The sequence below is a fragment of the Micromonospora sp. NPDC005215 genome (genome assembly GCF_040607915.1).
GTDB lineage: Bacteria > Actinomycetota > Actinomycetes > Mycobacteriales > Micromonosporaceae > Micromonospora.
Genome location: NZ_JBEXHQ010000029.1, coordinates 65146 through 84625, shown reverse-complemented (window position 1 = coordinate 84625; position 19480 = coordinate 65146). Strand labels below are relative to the sequence as shown.

The following is a 19480-nucleotide window of genomic DNA, read 5'->3' as shown; positions in this document are numbered from 1 at the left end:
GACGGCGCGAGCTGTACGGCGGCGGTGGACTGCCATGGAGCGCCCCTTGCGTGTCGGTGCCGTCCCGGGTCGTCTCGCCGGGAACGCGGCACTGCTCACGCCATCTAACTGGGACAACGCCCGCCGACAACGAGATGAACATGCGTCGTCACGGCCTGCGGTCGTCGATTGACGGCGCACCGACGTACTGATATCTGTTAATACAGTTTCCTAATGCTCGCGGTGCCCGCCGGGGCCGATCGCCGCGCCGGGCCACCGACCGGCCGGCGGCATGCCGCCCCTTCCCCGAGGAACACCATGCTGCGCAAGAGAACAGCCGCCTACGTCGTGGGCACCCTGCTGATCGGCGTCGCGGCGGTCGGCTACGGCCTGCCGTCGGCAAGCGCCGCGACCGCCGGCCCGATCACCGGCCTCGGCGGCAAGTGCATCGACATCGCCGGGGCCAATCCGGCAAACGGCACACCGGTCCAGCTCTACGACTGCAACGGCAGCGCGGCCCAGACGTGGACGGTCGGTAACACCGACGCCTCGATCCGGGCGCTCGGCAAGTGCCTGGACGTCACCGCCGCGTCGACCGCCAACGGCGCCAAGATCCAGCTGTACGACTGCAACAACACCGGCGCGCAGAAGTGGACGGCCAGCAACGGCGCCCTGGTCAACACCGCCTCGGGCAGGTGCCTCGACGTGACCGACCGCAGCACCGCGAACGGCGCCCGGTTGCAGATCTGGACCTGCGGGGGCACCACCAACCAGCGGTGGACGCTGCCCGGCGGCGGCACGCCCACCCCCACGCCGACCGCTACCGTGCCGGCCGGCACCAACCTCGACGACCCGGCGAAGAAGGACGTCGCCATGCAGCTCGTCTCGGCCGCGGAGAACTCCTCGCTCGACTGGCGTGCGCAGTTCTCCTACATCGAGGACATCGGCGACGGTCGCGGCTACACCGCCGGCATCATCGGCTTCTGCTCCGGCACCGGTGACATGCTCGAACTGGTGGAGGCGTACACGCGCACCAAGCCGGGCAACGTGCTGGCCGGGTACCTGCCGGCGCTGCGCGCCGTCAACGGCACCCCCTCGCACTCGGGTCTCGACCCCAACTTCCCCCGCGACTGGCGGGCCGCGGCCAACGACTCTGTGTTCCGCGCCGCGCAGGAGGCCGAGCGGGACCGGGTCTACTTCAACCCGTCGGTACGCGACGGCAAGACCGACCAGGTCCGGGCACTCGGTCAGTTCGCCTACTACGACGCGGCGGTGATGCACGGGTACGAGGGGATGCGTCAGATCCGCAGCCGCGCCCTCGCTCGGGCGAAGCCCCCGGCGCAGGGCGGCGACGAGCGGACCTGGCTCAACGCGTTCCTCGACGAGCGGGTCATCGAGATGAAGAAGGAGGAGGCCCACTCGGACACGTCCCGCGTCGACACGGCCCAGCGGGTGTTCCTCAACAACGGCAACGTCAACCTGAACACGCCACTGGCGTTCGCCGTCTACGGCCAACAGTTCCGCATCGGCTAGTTCCCTCCGGTACGCGGAGCCGCTCAGGGCGCCGCCTCGCGGCGCCCTGAGTCGTCCCCGGGCGCGACCTTGCCTTGACGCTGACGACAAGGTTTAGCCTGGTCGCGACGGGCAGGTCGAGGAGGTCTGATGCTGATCGGTGAGCTGGCGGAACGGGCCGGCACGAGCACCCGGACGCTGCGCTACTACGAGGCCCACGGGTTGGTACGCCCGCGGCGCTCGGCCAACGGCTACCGCGTCTACGACGAGGCGGAGCTGCGGGTCGTCCGGGAGATCCGGGCGCTGCTCGACGTCGGCTTCGGCCTCGACGACGTCCGTCCGTTCGTGGCCTGCCTGCGGGCGGGCAACGCGTCCGGTGACGTCTGCCCCGATTCCGTGCTGGTGCTGCGACGCAAGCTCGCCGAGGTCGACGACTACCTCGATCGGCTCACAGCGGTCCGTCAGCAGTTGCGCACCCAGCTCACCCACGCCATCGCACACCGGGAGGAAACATGCCTCAGGAGACGACCGTCGGCTCCCTGATCACCGTCACGGACACCACGTTCGCCGAGCTGGTGCTGGCCAGCGACCGGCCCGTCGTTGTCGACTTCTGGGCCCAGTGGTGCCCGCCCTGCAAGATGATCGAGAAGAGCCTCGTCGAGCTGGCGCAGGAGTTCGGCGACCGGATGGTCATCGCCAAGCTCAACTCCGATGACAACCCGCAGGCCACGCGGCGTTACGGAGTCATGTCCCTGCCGACGCTGCTGGTGTTCCGTCGGGGCGAGGTCGTCGGTTCGATCGTCGGGTCCAGGCCGAAACTGCACCTGCGGCAGAGCCTGACCATGCACGCCGGGCTGTGACCGACAACCCGGCTCACCACTGGCACACTTGCCGACATGGTCGACTGGTACACCCGAGTCGAGGCGGGTAGTGGCGTCATCCGGATCTCGGAACCGCACGTCAACGAGCTCTTGTCGGCGAACTTCTGGTGGTTGCGCGGCAACGATCGCGACCTGGTGATCGACGCCGGGCTCGGGGTCGTCGCCCTCCGGGAGGCGATTCCGGCCATGTTCGACCGCGATCCGATGGTCCTGCTCACCCACGCGCACCTGGATCATGTCGGTGGGGCAGCCGAGTTCGCGGACCGGGCCGCGCACCCCGCCGAGGCGGAACTCCTGACGGCGGGGGTGCCGGCCAGCCTGTACGGCGCGGAACTCTACGACAAGCTCGGGATCGACGCAGCGGGAGAACCTGTCCCGGAGCTGATGATCGACGTCCTGCCCGATCCCGGCTACGACCCGGCCAGCTACCGCATCGCACCCCTGGCCCTGCACCGCATGCTCGACGACGGCGACCGCGTCGACCTGGGCGGGCGAACACTGACAGTGCTGCACCTTCCCGGCCACACACCGGGCAGCATCGCCCTGCTGGAGGAGCGCACCGGAACCTTGTACTCCGGCGACATCATCTACGAGGGCACCCTGATCGACGACCTGCCGAACTCCGACGTGGCTGCCTACCGGCGCAGCATGGAGTTTCTCGCCGACCTCGACGTGTCCGTCGTCCATCCCGGACACGGAGGCAGCTTCGACCGGACACGCCTGCGTCAGTTGGCCGGGACCTACCTGCGCGCACACGCCTAGACGAGTAAGTCCGCACTCGGGACGGGGCTGCGGACGCAACGAAGGGCGCTCGCCATCCGCTGTGGCTGCCCGCCATCTCGATGTGCTGTTGAGCGGTATACCTCAGAGGTATGAATATGACTCAGAGGTATACCGCTCACTACCGCATCCGCCCCCCACGGAGGTGACCGACGGTAACCGCCGGCGGCCGCCGCCGGCCAGAGCCGGGCCAGGGCTAGAGCGCTGGCCGTGACCCGCCGGGGCATCGCCCTACGGGTGCCGTTCGCACCCGAACGTCGATGACGACAGCACGCCGCCGACCGGAACGGGCCACCGCTCAGCTCTCGACCCAGCCGTGTGATCGGGCGTGCTCGACAAGCGACTGCCGGATCGTGGAGACCTGGGCCGCGGTCAGCGTCGGCACCCGCTCGATCAGCAACTCCGTCACCTCGTAGCTGAACTCGCGCGGCGACAGGACGTCGCACATGCCGTCATCCTCACCGGTCTGCCCGGTACGCGTCGGCGCGACGTCCGGCGCCCGTTCCGGCCGGGAGACCGCGACCGGTTCGATGATCCGCAGGGAGGCCACCTTCAGCCCACGGTCACCGGCCTCCACCTGGTACTCGACACGCATGCCGGGATGCACGAGGTGCCGTTGCTCGCCGAAGTCGTTCGCGTGGACGAAGATGTCCTCGCCGCCCTTCGACGGCGCGATGAAGCCGTAACCACGCGCCTCGTCGAACCGGATGACCTTACCCGCCGCCCACACAGCCACCACCCACTCCACCACTCAACCAGGATCTCGAACAGTGTCCGCACACCGCTCGCCAACGGTACCGGAACACTCGCGGTGACCTGGCCCCCACCGATTACCGTTTCGTGCCATTCCGCGCCGTGGGCGCGGCTGGCATCCTGTTCGTACCATCGCCTCACAGGTGTGGGAGGTCGTCGTGTCGATCGAGGATCGAGCAAAGAAGCCGAAGCTACCGCCGCGCTGGTTCATTCGGACGGCCTGGTCCGTGCACCGGGGCCTCTACCGGGTCTTCCGCGGCCGAGTCGGGCTCTGGCGGCCCCGCCCGGACCGGTGGGGCACCCTGCGGCTGACCACCACCGGTCGCCGTACCGGACAGCAACGCGGCGTGATCGTCGCGTACCTGGAGGATGGGCCGAATCTGTTCACGTTGGCGATGAACGGTTGGGGCGAGGGCGAACCCGCCTGGTGGCTCAACCTGCGGACACAGCCGGAGGCGACCGTCGACCTGGTGGACGGTCAGCGGTTGGTCCGTGGGCGCGCCGCGACCGGGGAGGAGCGGGCACGCCTCTGGGCCCGCTGGCGCGACATCGACACGAACCTGGACGCCTTTGCCGCGCTGCGCTCGTCCGAAACCGCAGTGGTGGTGCTCGAACCCCGCTCCGGCGTCGAGGGCGTTTCCGGCTAGCTGGCCACCGCGCGGCGCCCGCTCCCCCACCACGACAACACGGCGACGCCCCGACCCGGATGGTGGATCCGGTCGGGGCGCCGCTGGCTGGTGTCAGTCGTCGTCGTCGGAGCTGTCGTCATCGTCGTCGGACTGGTCGTCCGCATCGTCGTCCTGGTCGTCGCCGTTCTTGTCGTCGCCGTCGACCGGCTCCTGCTCGGCCTTGACCACCGAGCCGTTGTCCCGGTCGACGTCCACCTCGTGCTCGGTGTCGCCAGCGACGATCTCGACGCTCCACACCGGCCGACCGTTCTCCTGCTCGGCCTCGACCTCGACGATCTGGCCGCCACCGGCCTTGGCGAGCGCGATCTCACCGGCGCGTTTCTCGTCGACCGCGCTGCCCACCGGCGCGCTGCCGGTGGCCGGCGTGCCGCTCGACGGCGTACCCGACGGGGTGCCGGCCGACGGCGTCCCGCTGGCTCCCGGCGCGGCGGTGGTCGCGCCGGCCTCCGGCGCGTCCGTGGCCGTCGGGGCGATGGTCGCCGCGGCGAGTGCCGTGCCGCCCGTCCGCGTGTCGTTCGCGGCATCGACGCCCAGCGCGACCCCGGCCACCGCCAGCACCGCCGACCCGCCGACCGTCGCCAGAAGCAGATTGGTGCGCTTCATCGTGGTGTCCACCTTTCCTCGGTTGTCGACTCCGAGGATCGGTCGGATCGCGATAGCAGCGCGCTGTGCGAACGCTAAGACCGGGTTAAGCCGGGGCGTGGGCCGGAACTGGTCAGAGCGCCATCCGCATGAAGACGTCGGCGCGGGCGTACGGAGGCAGTGGGATCTGTTCCGGACTGACGTGCTGGAAACCGGCAGTCTCGTAGAGGTGCACCGCGTTCGCAAGCTTGGTGTTGCTGCCCAGGAACAGGGTGGTCGCGCCGAGCTGGCGGGCACGCCCGATCGCCGCCTCGATGAGCTGACGACCGAGGCCCTTGCCGCGCCCCGCCGGGGTCACCGCCATCTTCGACAGTTCGAAGACGTCGTCCGAGTTGCGGACCAGGGCGACACAGCCGACGATCTCCCCGCCGTCGCGGACGATCAGCACGTCGCCGCCCCGGTCGACGATGGCGGCGAACGGGTCGTCGAGCGTCCTGCGGTCCGACTCCTCGATGGTGAAGAAGTGGGAGATCCATTCTTCGTTCAGCGTGCGGAAGGCCTCGGCCTCCGCAGCGGTCGTCATGGACGTGACGGTCAGCGTGCTCGGCTTCATTGTTCGATTCTCCGGCCGCCGCTGTTCGAACGTCCAACTTCACAACCAGCCGTACCGGCACGGCTAGCCGCGCCGGTTGAGTTCCGCTTCGAGTCGCTGGACGAGCGTCTTGCGGTCCTTGCCGGCATGCTCGTTGCGTAACGCGGTCCTGAGCTGCCGCTTGTCGAGGCCACGGACCAGCTTGGCGGCCTCGGCGACGGACATCTCCGACATCCGGCCGGCCGTGGTGGCGTCTCGACGTGCCCGTTTCGCCGGCCCGGTGTTGGCAACGTACTGCTTGCCGGATCGGGAGGCTGCCCGCTTCTTGGTGTCGGTCGCGCGCTTCTGGCTCTCCGACATCTCGTCCCAGGCCTTCTTGGGCAGGTAACGGCTCGTCGTGTCGCCCTGGCGGGCGCGGGTGTCGCCCTCCTTGGTCTGCCACTTCTCGTTGCCCCAGCGCTGGAGCGACTTCTGCCGCTCGTCCTTTTCGCCAAGGAATCCCCCGCCGCGCTTCTTGTACTCCTGAGTGACCAACTGCGACTTGCGCGCCGACCACTGCCCCGGCCTACCGCCCTTGTCGGAAGCCTTGACTTCTTCCTTGATCTGCTCTCTGAGCTCGGGTTTCGTATACCGCGCCATAGCTGGCAGCTACCCGCCACCGCAGCGCCTATGCCTCCCGCTGGGAGCTTGGTGGACCGAGCCGCAGCAGCACCTGCGCCCCGCCCGTCGAGCCGGCCCGCAATTCCAGGCGACCGCCGCCAGCCTGCGCGGCGCGGCGGGCGATGTCCAGGCCGAGGCCGGTCGACCCGGCCGCGCTGGCGCCCCGCCGGACCGCGCCCGGCGGCAGGCCCGGCCCCTCGTCGGCGACGGTGAGGACCACCTGCCCGGCGTCCCGCGCGAGCCGGACGGCGAACGGCGTTCCGTCGGGGGTGTGCGCGAAGACGTTTCCGAGCAGGGCGTCCACTGCCGCCGCCAGGTCGTCGGCGGGCACACCTACCGGCAGCGGGCCGGCAACCAGGTCGAGAGTGACGGCCCGGCCGGTGTCCTCGGCCAGTACCGACCAGAACGCGACCCGGTCGGCGACGATCGCCGCCGCGTCCGAGGCGGCCGGCTGCGCCGACGGCGAGTGCCGCCACCGGGCCTGCCGGATCAGCCCGGTGACCGCGCGTTCGAGACCGTCCGCCGCGGCGGTGATCCGGGCGGAGTCGTCGCGGTCCCGCAACGACTCCGCCTCCAGCCGCAACGCCGTCAACGGGGTACGCAACTGGTGCGACAGGTCGGCGACCTGTTCGCGTTCCTGCACCAGGAGCACCTGGATCCGGGTGGCGAGATGGTTGAGCGCACCGGCCACCTCGCGCAGCTCGGCGGGGCCGGCCGGGGTGACCCGCGCGTCCAGCTCGGCGTTCGCCAACCGGTGCGACACGGCAGAGAGGTCGCTGATCGGCCGGACCAGGGTACGGGCCAGCCGGTCGGCGACCAACAGACCGATAAGCACCAGCAGCACACCGAGCAGCGCCAGCACCAACCACGCCCGGCTGACCCCGGCGGTCAGCTCGTGCCGTGGCACCACGATCCGGATCACCCCGGTGCCGTCCGCCCGCCCCTGCACGGCGATGACCACCTCCCGGCCGGCCGCCGACTCCCCGGTGAGGCTCTGCCCGCGCGCGGCCAGGGCCACCGCCGGCGTACGGGGGGTCTGCGCGCCCAGCACCGAACCGTCCGGCAGGAAGACGCTCACCGGTCGCCCGGACTCCGCGGCAAGTTGCTCGACGGTGAGCCGGATCGTCGCCGCGTCGGCGGTGCCGACCACCGGCACCAGACTCTGCGCGTCGGCGGTGGCCGCGACGGTGGCCCGGTCCTCCGCGACGGTGCGCACCAGCAGTGCCAGCGGCACCAGGAACGCGATGAGGGTGAGCACGCTGACCGATGCGACAAGCAGCGCGAGCCGGGCCCTCACGGCTGCGCCGCCGGCGCCTCCAGACGCACCCCGACCCCGCGCACGGTGTGCAGGTAGCGCGGCTGCTGGGCATTCTCCCCCAGCTTGCGGCGCAGCCAGGACAGGTGCACGTCGACGGTCTTGTCGGCGCCGCCGTACGGGATCTGCCAGACCTCGGTGAGCAGTTCCCGTTTGGTCACCACCTGGCCGGGGCGGCCGGCCAGGTGGTGCAGCAGGTCGAACTCGCGCGGCGTCAGCTCCACCATGGTCCCGTCCAGGGTGACCTGACGGGAGCGGGGGTCGACGCGCAGGCCGCCCACGACGAGCGACGGGTCCTGCCCGTCCGCGCCGGCGGGGCCCCGCCGCAGCACCGCCCGGACGCGGGCGTCGAGCTGTGCGGCGGTGAACGGCTTGACCACGTAGTCGTCGGCGCCCGCGTCGAGCACCCGGACGATCTCGGCCTCGTCGTCGCGGGCGGTGGCCACGATGACCGGCACGGAGCTGACCGCGCGCAGCATCCGCAGCAGCTCGCGGCCGTCCAGGTCGGGCAGGCCCAGGTCGAGCACGACGAGATCGGGCCGGTCCTCCAGGGCGTCACGGAGGCCGGCCATCGCGGTCGAGGCGGCGGCCACCGCGTGCCCGCGTTCCCGCAACGCCCGGATCAGCGGCGTACGGATCGTCAGGTCGTCCTCGATGAGCAGCAGGCGGGCCACAGCTGGCAGGTTAACCGCTGCCGCTGGCGGCGAGGCGCACGTTAACCATGCCTTAGCGTCCGGATGTGCCAACGACAAGGGCGGATCGGGCATAGTCAGCGCATGGGCCGTCGTTCGATTCTCGTCGCCGCCGGGTGGGTGGCCACGGTCGCCGTGGCCACCCTGATCGGGTTGGGCGCGATCCAGCTGGTCGGGGAGAGCATCACCGGCACCCCGGGCGGGGTGCGCAGCGCGGCGGAGATCGAACGGGCGCTCGCCTCGCCGGAGCCGGTGCCCACCGGCACCACGGGCGTCGGCTCGGCCGCTCCGGGCCCGACGGGCACCGCACCGAGCGCCAGCCCCGGGGTCCGTCGAGGGTTCGCCACCGACGGCGGCACGGCAGTGGCCGAGTGCGGTGCCGGCGGTGTACGCCTCGTTTCCTGGGCGCCCGCCCAGGGCTACCGGGTCCGCGACGTGGACCGGGGCCCGGACGACGACGTCGAGGTCACGTTCCAGGGGTCGACCCGCGAGTACGAGTTGAAGGTGCGCTGCATCGGCTCGGAGCCGGTGGCCGTCGCCGACGACTGACGTCACCACCGGCCCGAGCGTCGCGCCTACAGATCCACCGGCTGCTCGCGGTCCGCGTCGCGGCCGAGGGCGACCATGCGCAGCGTCTCCTCGCGGCGATGGACGAGCAGTGCTCCGGCCAGGAAGGTCACCGGTGGGACGAGCACCAGCATCGCCCACTGCGCCGGCACCAGCGGGATGACGTGCCCCATGTTCATGGTCGAGGTGGACCATCCGGCGAGCGTGCTGTCGATCACCAGGGCGAGGGTCGCCACCGGCGAGAGCATGACGACGATCCGCCGGCGTACCCCCGGGGTGAGCCGGGCCACCGCGACCAGCATGGCCAGTGCGGCCACCGCCAGGCCGGCGACGAAGAGCCACAGGACCAGCTCACTGCTCGCCTCGAGGCCGTAGAAGACCCGGAAGGACGCCTCGTCGACGAAGTCGAACGTGGGACTGGTGACCCGGTTGACCACCAGCAGCGCGACCATCGCGAGCGGCGCGAGCAGCAGCACGACCAGCCGGCGTACGCCCAACAGCGCGACCACCCGACGGCGCGGCGCCGGCACTGTGAGCGCGCCGGCCGCTACCACGGCGAGGAGGAACTGGGGCAGGGTGTCCACCACGTGCGTCGGGTTGGCGCTGGCCTCGGGTGCGACGAACGCGCCCCAACCGAGCACCCCGGCCCAGGCCAGGCCCGCGGCCAGCCAACGCCACCCGAGCAGCACCGCCGCGCAGACGCCGGCCCAACCGGCGACGCGCAGCCAGTCGACGAGGTCCGGGCGGCTCGGCTCGTACCCGGGCGGTAGACCCGGGGCGTGGATGAGCTGGTCGAGCGTTGCTTTCCCGGCCAGGGCGAGCAGCACGAGGCCGACCAGCAGGCCCGTCACCGCCGCCGCGTCCGCCCAGGTCGACGTGGTGAACCCCCGTGCGCCCACCCGCAGCCGAGCCCGCAGGCCGGCGCCGACCAGGTTCCGCACGTCGGCGGCGGCCGGTTGCCGCTGCCCCGGCCGCGCCTCGGCGAGGAGCACTGCCACCATCTCGTCCTCGTACACCCGGCGGTGCTCCCACGGATACACCGCCAGCAGCCGCCGGTAGCGGCGTTCCAGATCGTCGCCGCTCACGCCGCACCCCCGTCGGCCAGGAGACCGCCGCGACGCAGCCGCGTGCGCGCGGCCTCCGCGTTGTGTCGCAGGCGGGACGCCTCTTCGGCGAGCCGTCGCGCGCCCAGGGCGGTGAGCCGGTAGTAGCGACGCAGTCGCGACTGCACTACCTCTTCCCGCTCGACCTCGATGAGGCCGTCGGCGCGGAGCCGGTCGAGGACCGCGTAGAGGGTGCCGGCGCGCAGGCGCACCCGTCCGTCGGAGATGCGCAGCACGTCCTCGATGACCGCGTATCCGTGTTGGGGCGTCTCGGCGAGCGCGGTGAGGACCAGGAACGTTGGTTCCCGAAGGGGGCCGTCGGTCATGCGGAGGAGTATATGCCGATGAACGGTATATGCAATGCGGTTGTGCCGGTGGTGTCCACACCTGACGATGGTTAAGCTCCCTGCCGTGATCCGCACCCTCCTTGTCGCTGCTCTGCTGTTGGCTGGCTGCTCTTCCGCCGAGGCGCCCTCCCCCACGCCCAGCTCCACCACGCCCTCGGACAAGTCGGCCGCCAACGCGTGCACCCGCGTGGTCCTCGACATCGAGTCGGACGCTCCGCCCTTCGGGGACGCGGGCACCGCCGTGCGCGCCATCGATTCGACCGATCCCGGTGTCCGGGAGGCCGGTCAACGGCTGGGGTCGGCCGCCAAGGAGGTCGCCGAACTCTGGGTGCTGGACGACCCCACCGTCGACAAGGGACCCGCCACCCAGCGCGTGACGACCGCGCGGCAAGGTCTGCGCACGGCGTGCACCGCCCTGTTCGGGGACTACCCGTGGCCGTTCACCCGGACGCCCGCACCGACCCCCAGCAGGTGAGTGACGGACGTGGCCGACACGGGGTGCCCGTGCCGGCCACGTCAGCGGTGGTGGTTCAGCTGGTGTACGCCTCCACCTCCCAGAGCGAATGGCCGTATCCGGTGGCACGGGCGGTGCCGTAGATCCGCAGGTAACGGCCGTTGGCGCCAAGCCCGGTGTGCTCGTCCACGCCGCCGTCGGCCCCGGTCACCGTCTTGGCGGTGGTCCAGGTGGTGCCGTCGTTCGAGGTCTGGATCTGGTACGCGCTGCTGTACGCCGCCTCCCAGCTCAGCTTGACCCGGCCGATCGCGGTGGGGCTGCCGAGGTCGACCCGGATCCACTGCGGATCGGAGAAGGTGCTCGACCAGCGGGTGGTGAGGCTGCCGTCGACCGCCTGGGCGCCCGACACGTCGGCGCCCTCGTTGCTGGACGTCGACGTGGGTTTGTTCAGCAGCAGGTTGCCGCCGGTCGAGCCGCCGGTGGTGCCGTACACCTCGAACTCGAACAGCGAGTAACCCCAGGCGGTGCCCCGGGTGGTGCCGAGCAGCCGGATGTACCGGCCGGAGCCGGTGAGCCCGGTCAGGTCGTCCACGCCGCCGTCGCCGCCGGTCACCGTGCGGATCGTGGTGAAGGTGACCCCGTCCGGCGAGGTCTGGATCTGGTACCCGCTGCCGTACGCCGCCTCCCAGGTCAGCTTGACCCGGTTGATGGCGTACGAGGCGCCCAGGTCCACATCGACCCACTGCGGATCGCTGAACGCGCTGCTCCACCGGGTGCCGGCCACGCCGTCGAACGCGTTGGCCGCGACATACCCACCTTCGAAACTGGAGGCACGGGCAGGCTTGCCCCGTGCCAGATTCCCGGTGGGCGGGTCCGGGTCGGGGCCGGGTCCACCGGGGCTGGTGGAGAGGGTGAACTCGTCGATGTCGAACCACGGGCCGGTGCCCTTGAAGACCAGGAACAGGGTCCGGGTGCCGGTCGGGGCGGTGACCCCGCCGGTGACAGTGGCGAAGTTGGCGTACCCGCCGGTGGGTGTCACGGTGGCCGAGCCGACCAGCGGCCCGGTGGGCGAGTCGACCCGCAGCTCCAGCGTGCCGCCCCCGCCGGCCGGAGCACCGACCCGGGCGCTGAACGACTGGACGCCGGCCAGGTTGTACGGGCGGAACGAGATCCAGTCGTTGTTGTCGATGTAGCCGACCGCCGCGCCGCCGTGCCCGGCCGCCCCGGCGACGACCTGGACGCCGGACGAGTCACCGAAGTGCTCCGCCTGACGGATCCGGGGTTGCAGCACCGCCTGGGTGTGCGTGGTCAACGCCGGTTGGCCGCCCCCGCCCAGGTCGGTGTACTCGGCGTCGATGATGCCGAAGATGTTCGCCGCCGTGTCGTGCTCACCGTCGGCGGTGGTCTGGATGACCCCGGTGCAGCCCTGCGCGCTGCCGAGCTGGTGGCCGTGCGAGTCGTGGCCGAGGACGTAGTTCACCTTCACCCGGGCGCAGTTGATCGCACCGTCCTGGGCGTCGGTGACCGTGACGCTGAACGGCACCGCGTCCCCGAAGGCGAACGTCTGCCCGTTCAACGGGGTGTTCACGGTGACCACCGGTGCGCTGTTGCCGACCGTGACGACCACGCTCGCGGTGGCCGTCTTGCCGGTGGTGTCCCGCACCGTCAGTGTGGGGCTGCGGGTCCCGTTGGTGGTGTAGGTGAAGCTCGGGTTCGCCGCTGTCGAGTCGGTGGTGCCGTTGTTGTCGAAGTCCCAGGCGTAGGTGAACGGGTCACCGTCCGGATCGAGGGTGCCGGCCGAGGAGAAGGCCACTGTCAGCGGCGCGGTGCCGCTGGTCGGGGTGGCGGACACCTTCGCGACGGGGGCTCGGCCCTCACGGGCGTACTCGATGCGGTAGAGCGCCGAGTTGGCGTCGCCGTTGAACCAGCCGGTGCCGTAGTCGAGCACGTAGAGCGCTCCGTCCGGCCCGAACTCCATGTCCATGACCTGCGTGCCCGTCCACGGGAACGGGTTGATCTTCAGCGGTTGACCGGCCGGGTCGAGCTTGATGTTCTTGATCCAGCGACGACCGAACTCACCGGCGAAGTAGGTCCCGTCGTAGTACTCCGGGAACGCCACCGGCGAGGTGTTGTTCGGGTCGTACCGGTAGACCGGGCCGCCCATCGGCGACAGGCCGCCACCGGTGAACTCCGGCGGCGAGCCGGAGCCGCCGTACGGCAGCCACGCCGGGATGGCCGGCGGCAGTTGGGTGATGCCTGTGTTGTTTGGCGAGTTGTTCACCGGCCCGCCCGCGCAGTCGAACTTCGGCCCCGACGGACCGGACGGGAAGGTGTAGTCGTTGTAGGCGTCGTTGCGGGCGGTGCAGTACGGCCAGCCGTAGAAGCCGGGCCGGTCGATGCGGGCGAACTCGACGTTGCCCGCCGGTCCCCGGTTCGGGTCGGCGGTGCCCGCGTCGGGGCCGTAGTCGCCAAGGTAGACGACGCCGGTGGCCTTGTCCACGCTCATCCGGAACGGGTTGCGGAAGCCCATCGCGTAGACCTCCGGGCGGGTCCGCGCGGTGCCCGGGGCGAACATGTTGCCGGCCGGGATGGTGTAGCCGCCGGCCGCGCTCGGCTTGATCCTTAGCACCTTGCCGCGCAGGTCGTTGCTGTTCGCCGAGGTGCGCTGGGCGTCGGAGGCCGGGTTGCGCCCGGCCCGCTCGTCGATCGGGGTGAACCCTGCCGAGTCGAACGGGTTGGTGTCGTCACCGGTGGACAGGTAGAGGTTGCCGGCCGCGTCGAAGTCCATGTCGCCGCCGACGTGGCAGCACATGCCCCGACTGGTCGGCACGTTCAGGATCAGCGTCTCGCTGGCCAGGTTGATGGTGTTGTCCGCGTTCACTGTGAACCGGGCCAGCCGGTTGACGCCGTCCCAGACGGCGAAGTCGGCCGGGGTGCCGGTGGCCGGGGCGCCGCCACCGGGAGTGTTCAGTGGTGGGGCGTAGTACGCGTACACCCAGCGGTTGGTGGCGAAGTTCGGGTCGGCCTTGATGCCCTGTAGGCCCTCCTCGTCGCCGGTGTAGACCGGCAGGGTGGCGGCGACCTTGGTGTTGCCGGCGGCGTCGGTGTGCCGGATCACGCCGTTGCGGGAGGTGTGCAGCACGCCCCGGTCCGGCAGGACGGTGAGGCTCATCGGCTCGCCGGTCTCGGCCGCGCCCTTGGCCAGCTCCACCTGTTGGAAGCTGCTGGTGACGGTGGGGCCGCAGTCCGCCTCGGCCGCGCCGGCGGCGGTCCGGATCCCGCCGAGCAGGTGCTGGCGGAAGTTCGCCTCGGTGTACGACGCGTCGGTGTGGCCCAGGCCCGTGTACCAGGCGCGACCGCCGGAGTAGTTCTGGCACCAGGAGATCGGGTGGTCGGCCCCCATGCTGCCGCCGGTGTAGGTGCTCTCGTCCAGGGTGGCCAGCACGTGCGCGTTGCCCCGGGGGTTGGTGCGGTAGTTGTACAGCTCGTCGAACCGGCTCCACCGCTGTGGCAGCGTCGCGGTGGACGGGTGCACCTGGTCGGCGACCTTGACGGTGGCGGTCTGCTCGGCCGGGTGCGAGGCGAAGTACGCCCCGACCAGCCCGCCGTACCAGGGCCAGTCGTACTCGGTGTCGGAGGCGGCGTGCACACCCACGTACCCGCCACCGCCGGTGATGTAGCGCTCGAACGCGGCCTGCTGGGCGGCGTTGAGCACGTCGCCGGTGGTGGACAGCCAGATCACCGCGGCGAACCGGTCCAGGTTGGCGTCGGTGAACTGGGCGGCGTCCTCGGTGGCTTCGACTGTGAAACCGTTTGCGGCGCCGAGTTGCTGGATGGCGGTGATGCCCGGGGTGATGGATCCGTGCCGGAATCCGGCGGTCTTGCTGAAGACCAGCACGGTGAACGGTGCGGCGCTGGCCGTGGGTGGCGCGGCGACGATGCCGCCCGCCACGAGGATCGCGCTCAGCGCGACGCCGAGCCACGATCTCAGGGATCTGCGCACGGTTGTCCTTTCGTGGTGCGAGGACGGCGTGCGCCGATCACGCCTGGCGGTGGAACGAGGTATGTGAATGCATCGTTGCGTTTGGATCACCGGCGCGTCAAGCCTCTTCCACCATCCGTGAGAGCGTTATCTCCGCAGCTCAGGGGCGACTGTGCCAGGCAAGATCGAATAACGGTTTTCGGGCTGCGAGAGCGACGAGTCAGCCGGCTTGACAGGACGCCGTCAGCTCAGCGACCGCCCGCCACCAGCTCGGCGATCATCCCCTCGCAGCTACGGACGACGACCTGGGCGCCGCGCCGCTGCGCCAGCGGAAGCAGGGAGTCCTCCGCCCGGTCCCGCCACCGCCACTGCGCGTCGGTGGCCACCTCCCAGAGCCGCTGCACTGTCGCCTCGTGCTCGACACCCAGTCGGGCCGCGAGGCCCACCCCGTTGCCCCCGACGAGCCGCTGCGCCTCGGCGGCCAACTCCGCGTCGAAGCCGAGCCGGGCGTTCCGCAGCGCGACAAGCAGGCGTAGCTCGCGGAACTCGTGCGCACCGGCGAGGATCCGCTCGACCGCGCCGGCCAGCTCCGCGGAACCCGGGGTGGGCTCGGACCGCAGCAGCGTCTCGACCGCGGCCAGCGCGGACCGGGCCTTGAGGGCGTCGCCGCGGTCGATGAAACAGCGCGTCACCGACTCACGCAGCTCGGTGAGACCGCTGCGCCGAATGAGTTCCGCCGAGAGTTTCACCCGGCTGTCGAAACCACTGCGCACCAGTGTGGTCGCCAACCGGACGCCGAAGAGCCCGAACCGATCCAGCAACGCGGCACGCACCTCGGTCTCCAGCCGTACCGGCAGCTCGCCGTGGAGGAAACGGTCGGCGGAGATGAGGTGGGCGTCCAGCTCGGCCCGGGACACCCGGGCGATGGTGGCGAGCGCGGCGAAGTCCGATTCGCCGAGCATCCGGCCCGCCAGGCCGAGCAGCCCACTGCACGCCACCACGTTCACGCTGAGCGCGCTCACCCGTGGGTCGCGGTAGTGCCGACGAGCGAGCTGCCGGGCGGTGAGCAGGCCGTCGATCCGGCCCCCGCCGATCTCGTCCGCCCGGGACAACACCATGATCACATTGACCGGGGCGGCCTGCCCGACCACGCTGTCCCGGCCGGACTCCAGCACCCGCAGATCACTGTCGCGAGCGTCGCGGGTCAGATACAACACCGCGTCCGCGTCCCGTAACACCCGCTCCAACACCGGCGACCGTCCCTGCTCGACGCTGCCGGTGACCGCCGGGGTGTCGATCAGCGTGACCTGTCGCAGGGCCCGCGTCGGCCACCGCACCACGATGTCGCGCACGTCCCCCGTCCCCCAGCCGAGATCCACCCGCAGGCCGGTCGCCGACTTGACCACCGTCAACTCCTGCGGAGGCTGACCGGCCGAATAGGCGGTCGCGCGCGGCTCGGCGCCGTCCTCGTACCAGGTGAACGCCCCGTCCGCCCGCTCGACCGGCGCGACCTCCTCGCCCATCAGGGCGTTGAGCACCGTCGACTTGCCGGATCGCCAGGGCCCGGCAACCGCGATCCGCAGCGGTTGCTCCAAGCGGGCGACCTGGTGGCGCAGCTGCCCGACGACCCGCGGGTGGTCCTGGTAGAGGTCGATGGCTCGGTGCAACAACCCCCAGGCCGCCTCGTCCAGCCGCAGGCCGACGGTCATCCCTGCGGCTCCAACCGCAGCGGGGCGGAACGGGTGCCGGTCAACTGCTGAGCCTGCTCGTAGAGCGCGGCCAACCGGGTCATCTTCAGCCGGATCTCGCGCTGCCGCTGATCGCGCAGCGAAGCATCAGTGTCGGCCTCCTGCTTGGCGCTGCGAAACGATTGGACGATGGCCTCCTGAAGCTCCTCGGTCAGCCCCGTGTAGTGGTCCCGCAGCATCCGCTGCACCTGGCGGGCGGTGTCCCGGCAGTCGCGGATCATCCGGACGAAGAAGTCGTCGACATGTCGCTGGATGGCCGTCTTGGCGGTCGCCTGACGGCGACGGAGCAACTGCTTGCTCTCGTCGCGGATGCTCTTGCCGCCGAACAGCGCCCCGATGCCGACCGAGACCGGGTTGATCATCGGCATGCCGGCCAGGGTGGTCGCCAGACCAAACATCAGCATGCCGCCGTACGAGCCCTTCATACCGGTGAACAGCTTCTGGCCCGTGGTGAACCGGTCGATCGTCGGCATCTGCAACTCGGGCAGCCGCTGCCCGATGTCCTCCGGCATGGTCATCGACCAGGGCGGCAGCACGTCGTAGCCGTACCGGTTGAAGTTGGCGGCCACCCGGCGGGCAATCCAGTCGCAGCGCTGGATCAGCCACTCGTGGTTCGCCTCCGCCGCCTCCACCATGCTCCGCTCCAGCCAGTCCTGGAAGGTGTCCCAGGCGACCAACGGATCGGCAGTGTCGAACGCCTCGTCGACCGTACGCAGGATCTCCCGGGTCCGGTCGCGCAGGTCGTACTCGATGTCGGACAGCAGATCGGCGATCTCGTCGCTGAGGGTGTTCTGCCACCGGGTGGAGCACCGGCGCAGCTCGTCCACCTCACGCTGCGCCGCGTGCAGCCGGGAGATCGGCCCGGACTGCTCCTCGGCCTCCTGGGTCGCCAACTCGGCGCGCAACGGGGCGGCCAACTGCTCCACCACCGTCCGGGCCACCGTCTGCACCGAAGCCCGGGCCAGTTGGTCGGCCTTGCCGGCCAGGTCCCGTTGCAGTCGGGCGATCAGCACGGGAAAGCCGGACTCGGCGTTGAGAGCCCGGTCGTCGGCCCCGGCGGCGCGCAGTCGCAGCGTCGCCGAGACCGGGATCAGGATCGCCGGGATGCCCGCCTCGGCCAGGTGCTGCCTGTTGCGTTCGGCCACCGCGCGCCAGTCCGCCACCAGATCGGTCTTGCTCTGCACCACGACCACGTTGGGGTGTGACCGCATGACGTGCAGCAGCATGTTCAGCTCGGCGACCGACAGGTCCCGGGTGGAGTCGGAGACCAGCAGCACGGTGTCCGCACGGGCGGGCGCGGCGACCGAGGCGGCGCCACCGATACCGGAAACATCGTCGGTGCCGGGAGTGTCCACAAGCACCAACCCGGCGCCGAGCAGGGCGCGGGGCACCCCGATCTCGACGTACGCGGGGCCGCCACCCGGCCGGCGTCCGACCAGGCCGGCCACGCTCTCCGCGACCTGGTTCAGTGCCACCGGGGTCCGCTCGACGGCCACCGCGACGGCCGCCCCGCTCCGGGCTGGTGGCGCAGCCTGGGCGACAGCGACGGTCGGGGCCTCGGCGTGCTGCACCACTGTCGGTAGGACCGTCGTGCGGCCGTCGCCGACCGGGCAGGCCGGCGCGTTGATGATCGCGTTGATCAGCTGACTCTTGCCCTGGTTCGGCTCACCGATGACCAGGACGCGCAGCGCCGGATCCAGCAGTTGGGCACGCTTCTGCCGGACCGTCTGGAGCAGGTCACCACGACCGTGTGCACTGCACGTGCGGGCGATGTCATCCAGCACGTCCAACCAGATCCCGGCCATCACCGCACCAAGTGTGCTGATTTCGGCTCAATTATCAAGAGGTAGCGGACGTGGAACCGCAGAGGGCCGGATCGCCCGAGACGATCCGGCCCTTCGCTCCGACCGGAAATCCGGGTCAGAGCAGGCCGCCGGTGAGACCCAGCAGCCCGTGATCGGACGAGGCGTGCGAGTCGCCGAGCACACCGTCGGTGGCCCCGCCGGTCACGTCACCGACCGTGCCGGTGACACCGGGGAGGAGGCTGTCCACCTGGTGCGTCACGCCGCCCACCGCCGACGGCACGTCGAGCGGCGGGACCACGCCGCCGACGACACCGTCGCCGTGCCCGAGGCCCAGCCCGCCGAGGGTGTCGTCGACACCGAGGGAGCCGACGAGCCCGCCGATCTGACCGTGGGCGCCGGAGAGGGCACCACCGGTCAGGTCGCCGCCGATCAGATTCAGGTCGCTGCCGCCGAGCAGGCCGTTCGGGTCGCCGACGGTGCCGGTGACGTCGCCGAGCACCGGGTCCGCGATCGCGTCCACCGGCTGCACCACGTCCGCGTCGAGGGTGTGCGCCACGTCGGAGACGCCGGCAAAGTCGGTGTCGAGGCCGGACGGACCGATGCCCAGGCCGATCCCCGGCAACACGGTCACCCCGGCGGCTGCCGCCGACGGGTCGACCGCGATGGCGCCGAGCACGCCGGCCTTGACGTCCACGCCGGTGGGCGAACTCGTGATGCTGATCTGCTGCGCCACGCTCTGCAACTGACCCACCACATCGGTGCTGTCGGTGAGCAGCGGGTCCAGCCCGAGCTGCCCGACCGGCGAGGCCAACGGCGCGAGACCCGCGCCCGGCGCGTAGTCGACGACAAGCGGCACGACGTCCTGCACATCCGCAGCGGTGATGTCGGTGAGCCCCGCGCCCCGCAGCGCGCCCTCGGGATCGAGGTCGAACGCCGACCGCGCGTCGGGGTTCGTCAGCAGGTCGAGCACGAAGTCGTGGAGGGTCTGTTGCGAATCCATGTGCCGGTTCTCCTCGGAAGTGGCGGCGGGGGGTGTCGT

19 protein-coding genes are annotated in these 19480 nt (G+C 70.9%); 7 read left to right on the top strand and 12 right to left on the bottom strand.

Translation table 11 applies throughout. The features are described from left to right. The first annotated feature begins 297 nt into the window (after positions 1-297). From ABZU25_RS21815 to ABZU25_RS21800, 4 genes are all read left to right on the top strand, one after another. Positions 298-1512: a chitosanase gene (locus tag ABZU25_RS21815; RefSeq protein ID WP_355031190.1), complete on the top strand. Its 1215-nt coding sequence runs from the start codon at positions 298-300 to the stop codon at positions 1510-1512. A gap of 129 nt (positions 1513-1641) precedes the next feature. After that, positions 1642-2034 carry a MerR family transcriptional regulator gene (locus ABZU25_RS21810; RefSeq protein ID WP_355031189.1) on the top strand — a complete coding sequence of 131 codons (393 nt, stop codon included), beginning with the start codon at positions 1642-1644 and terminating at the stop codon, positions 2032-2034. Continuing rightward, on the top strand, positions 2004-2351 hold the full coding sequence (trxA, locus tag ABZU25_RS21805) for a thioredoxin (RefSeq protein WP_355031188.1): 348 nt from the start codon (positions 2004-2006) through the stop codon (positions 2349-2351). The genes ABZU25_RS21810 and trxA overlap by 31 nt, the downstream gene beginning before the upstream one ends. A 36-nt stretch (positions 2352-2387) precedes the next feature. Beyond that, positions 2388-3134, top strand: a complete 747-nt coding sequence (locus ABZU25_RS21800; protein WP_355031187.1) for an MBL fold metallo-hydrolase — start codon at positions 2388-2390, stop codon at positions 3132-3134. Between the two features lie 316 nt (positions 3135-3450). Here ABZU25_RS21800 and ABZU25_RS21795 read toward each other — a convergent pair whose 3' ends face one another. Next, entirely contained in the window at positions 3451-3882 is a 432-nt protein-coding gene (locus tag ABZU25_RS21795) for a cold shock domain-containing protein (protein WP_355031203.1), read from the bottom strand. A 166-nt stretch (positions 3883-4048) separates the two neighbouring features. Here ABZU25_RS21795 and ABZU25_RS21790 point away from each other — a divergent pair, with 166 nt between their 5' ends. Beyond that, positions 4049-4552, top strand: coding sequence for a nitroreductase/quinone reductase family protein (locus tag ABZU25_RS21790; protein ID WP_355031186.1), 504 nt, complete (start codon positions 4049-4051; stop codon positions 4550-4552). 93 nt (positions 4553-4645) lie between these two features. Here the strand turns inward: ABZU25_RS21790 and ABZU25_RS21785 are convergent, their stop codons facing one another. From ABZU25_RS21785 to ABZU25_RS21765, 5 genes are all read right to left on the bottom strand, one after another. Beyond that, positions 4646-5197 carry a PepSY domain-containing protein gene (locus tag ABZU25_RS21785; RefSeq protein ID WP_355031185.1) on the bottom strand — a complete coding sequence of 184 codons (552 nt, stop codon included), beginning with the start codon at positions 5195-5197 and terminating at the stop codon, positions 4646-4648. A 112-nt stretch (positions 5198-5309) separates the two neighbouring features. Then, positions 5310-5789, bottom strand: a complete 480-nt coding sequence (locus tag ABZU25_RS21780; protein WP_355031184.1) for a GNAT family N-acetyltransferase — start codon at positions 5787-5789, stop codon at positions 5310-5312. 63 nt (positions 5790-5852) lie between these two features. After that, on the bottom strand, positions 5853-6407 hold the full coding sequence (locus ABZU25_RS21775) for a DUF5872 domain-containing protein (RefSeq protein WP_355031183.1): 555 nt from the start codon (positions 6405-6407) through the stop codon (positions 5853-5855). Between the two features lie 28 nt (positions 6408-6435). Continuing rightward, positions 6436-7725, bottom strand: a complete 1290-nt coding sequence (locus tag ABZU25_RS21770) for a HAMP domain-containing sensor histidine kinase (RefSeq protein WP_355031182.1) — start codon at positions 7723-7725, stop codon at positions 6436-6438. After that, entirely contained in the window at positions 7722-8417 is a 696-nt protein-coding gene (locus tag ABZU25_RS21765; RefSeq protein WP_355031181.1) for a response regulator transcription factor, read from the bottom strand. The genes ABZU25_RS21770 and ABZU25_RS21765 overlap by 4 nt, the downstream gene beginning before the upstream one ends. 102 nt (positions 8418-8519) lie before the next feature. Here ABZU25_RS21765 and ABZU25_RS21760 point away from each other — a divergent pair, with 102 nt between their 5' ends. Further along, positions 8520-8984, top strand: a complete 465-nt coding sequence (locus ABZU25_RS21760; RefSeq protein ID WP_355031180.1) for a septum formation initiator — start codon at positions 8520-8522, stop codon at positions 8982-8984. Positions 8985-9010: 26 nt separating this feature from the next. Here ABZU25_RS21760 and ABZU25_RS21755 read toward each other — a convergent pair whose 3' ends face one another. Beyond that, entirely contained in the window at positions 9011-10087 is a 1077-nt protein-coding gene (locus ABZU25_RS21755) for a hypothetical protein (RefSeq protein ID WP_355031179.1), read from the bottom strand. Beyond that, positions 10084-10431, bottom strand: coding sequence for a PadR family transcriptional regulator (locus tag ABZU25_RS21750; protein ID WP_355031178.1), 348 nt, complete (start codon positions 10429-10431; stop codon positions 10084-10086). Before ABZU25_RS21750 ends, ABZU25_RS21755 begins: the two co-directional genes overlap by 4 nt. An 85-nt stretch (positions 10432-10516) precedes the next feature. On the opposite strand from ABZU25_RS21750, the gene ABZU25_RS21745 reads away from it, so the two are divergent. After that, entirely contained in the window at positions 10517-10927 is a 411-nt protein-coding gene (locus tag ABZU25_RS21745) for a hypothetical protein (RefSeq protein WP_355031177.1), read from the top strand. A 55-nt stretch (positions 10928-10982) separates the two neighbouring features. Here ABZU25_RS21745 and ABZU25_RS21740 read toward each other — a convergent pair whose 3' ends face one another. The 4 genes from ABZU25_RS21740 to ABZU25_RS21725 all read right to left on the bottom strand — a co-directional run bounded on the left by ABZU25_RS21740 (position 10983) and on the right by ABZU25_RS21725 (position 19441). Next, positions 10983-14909: a ThuA domain-containing protein gene (locus ABZU25_RS21740; protein ID WP_355031176.1), complete on the bottom strand. Its 3927-nt coding sequence runs from the start codon at positions 14907-14909 to the stop codon at positions 10983-10985. Positions 14910-15136: 227 nt separating this feature from the next. Next, positions 15137-16597, bottom strand: a complete 1461-nt coding sequence (locus ABZU25_RS21735; protein ID WP_355031175.1) for a GTP-binding protein — start codon at positions 16595-16597, stop codon at positions 15137-15139. After that, a complete protein-coding gene (locus ABZU25_RS21730; protein ID WP_355031202.1) occupies positions 16594-18441 on the bottom strand; it encodes a dynamin family protein in 1848 nt (615 codons plus the stop codon). Before ABZU25_RS21730 ends, ABZU25_RS21735 begins: the two co-directional genes overlap by 4 nt. A 115-nt stretch (positions 18442-18556) precedes the next feature. After that, the gene (locus ABZU25_RS21725) at positions 18557-19441 is read right to left on the bottom strand and encodes an IniB N-terminal domain-containing protein (protein ID WP_355031174.1); all 885 of its coding nucleotides are present in this window, start codon (positions 19439-19441) and stop codon (positions 18557-18559) included. Positions 19442-19480: the final 39 nt, after the last annotated feature.

Excerpts from the sequence above, each read along its gene's own strand:
- ABZU25_RS21815 (WP_355031190.1), top strand. The coding sequence starts at position 298 with ATGCTGCGCAAGAGAACAGCCGCCTACGTCGTGGGCACCCTGCTGATC.
- ABZU25_RS21810 (WP_355031189.1), top strand. The coding sequence starts at position 1,642 with ATGCTGATCGGTGAGCTGGCGGAACGGGCCGGCACGAGCACCCGGACG.
- trxA (WP_355031188.1), top strand. The coding sequence starts at position 2,004 with ATGCCTCAGGAGACGACCGTCGGCTCCCTGATCACCGTCACGGACACC.
- ABZU25_RS21800 (WP_355031187.1), top strand. The coding sequence starts at position 2,388 with ATGGTCGACTGGTACACCCGAGTCGAGGCGGGTAGTGGCGTCATCCGG.
- ABZU25_RS21785 (WP_355031185.1), bottom strand. The coding sequence starts at position 5,197 with ATGAAGCGCACCAATCTGCTTCTGGCGACGGTCGGCGGGTCGGCGGTG.
- ABZU25_RS21780 (WP_355031184.1), bottom strand. The coding sequence starts at position 5,789 with ATGAAGCCGAGCACGCTGACCGTCACGTCCATGACGACCGCTGCGGAG.
- ABZU25_RS21775 (WP_355031183.1), bottom strand. The coding sequence starts at position 6,407 with ATGGCGCGGTATACGAAACCCGAGCTCAGAGAGCAGATCAAGGAAGAA.
- ABZU25_RS21760 (WP_355031180.1), top strand. The coding sequence starts at position 8,520 with ATGGGCCGTCGTTCGATTCTCGTCGCCGCCGGGTGGGTGGCCACGGTC.
- ABZU25_RS21750 (WP_355031178.1), bottom strand. The coding sequence starts at position 10,431 with ATGACCGACGGCCCCCTTCGGGAACCAACGTTCCTGGTCCTCACCGCG.
- ABZU25_RS21735 (WP_355031175.1), bottom strand. The coding sequence starts at position 16,597 with ATGACCGTCGGCCTGCGGCTGGACGAGGCGGCCTGGGGGTTGTTGCAC.
- ABZU25_RS21730 (WP_355031202.1), bottom strand. The coding sequence starts at position 18,441 with ATGGCCGGGATCTGGTTGGACGTGCTGGATGACATCGCCCGCACGTGC.
- ABZU25_RS21725 (WP_355031174.1), bottom strand. The coding sequence starts at position 19,441 with ATGGATTCGCAACAGACCCTCCACGACTTCGTGCTCGACCTGCTGACG.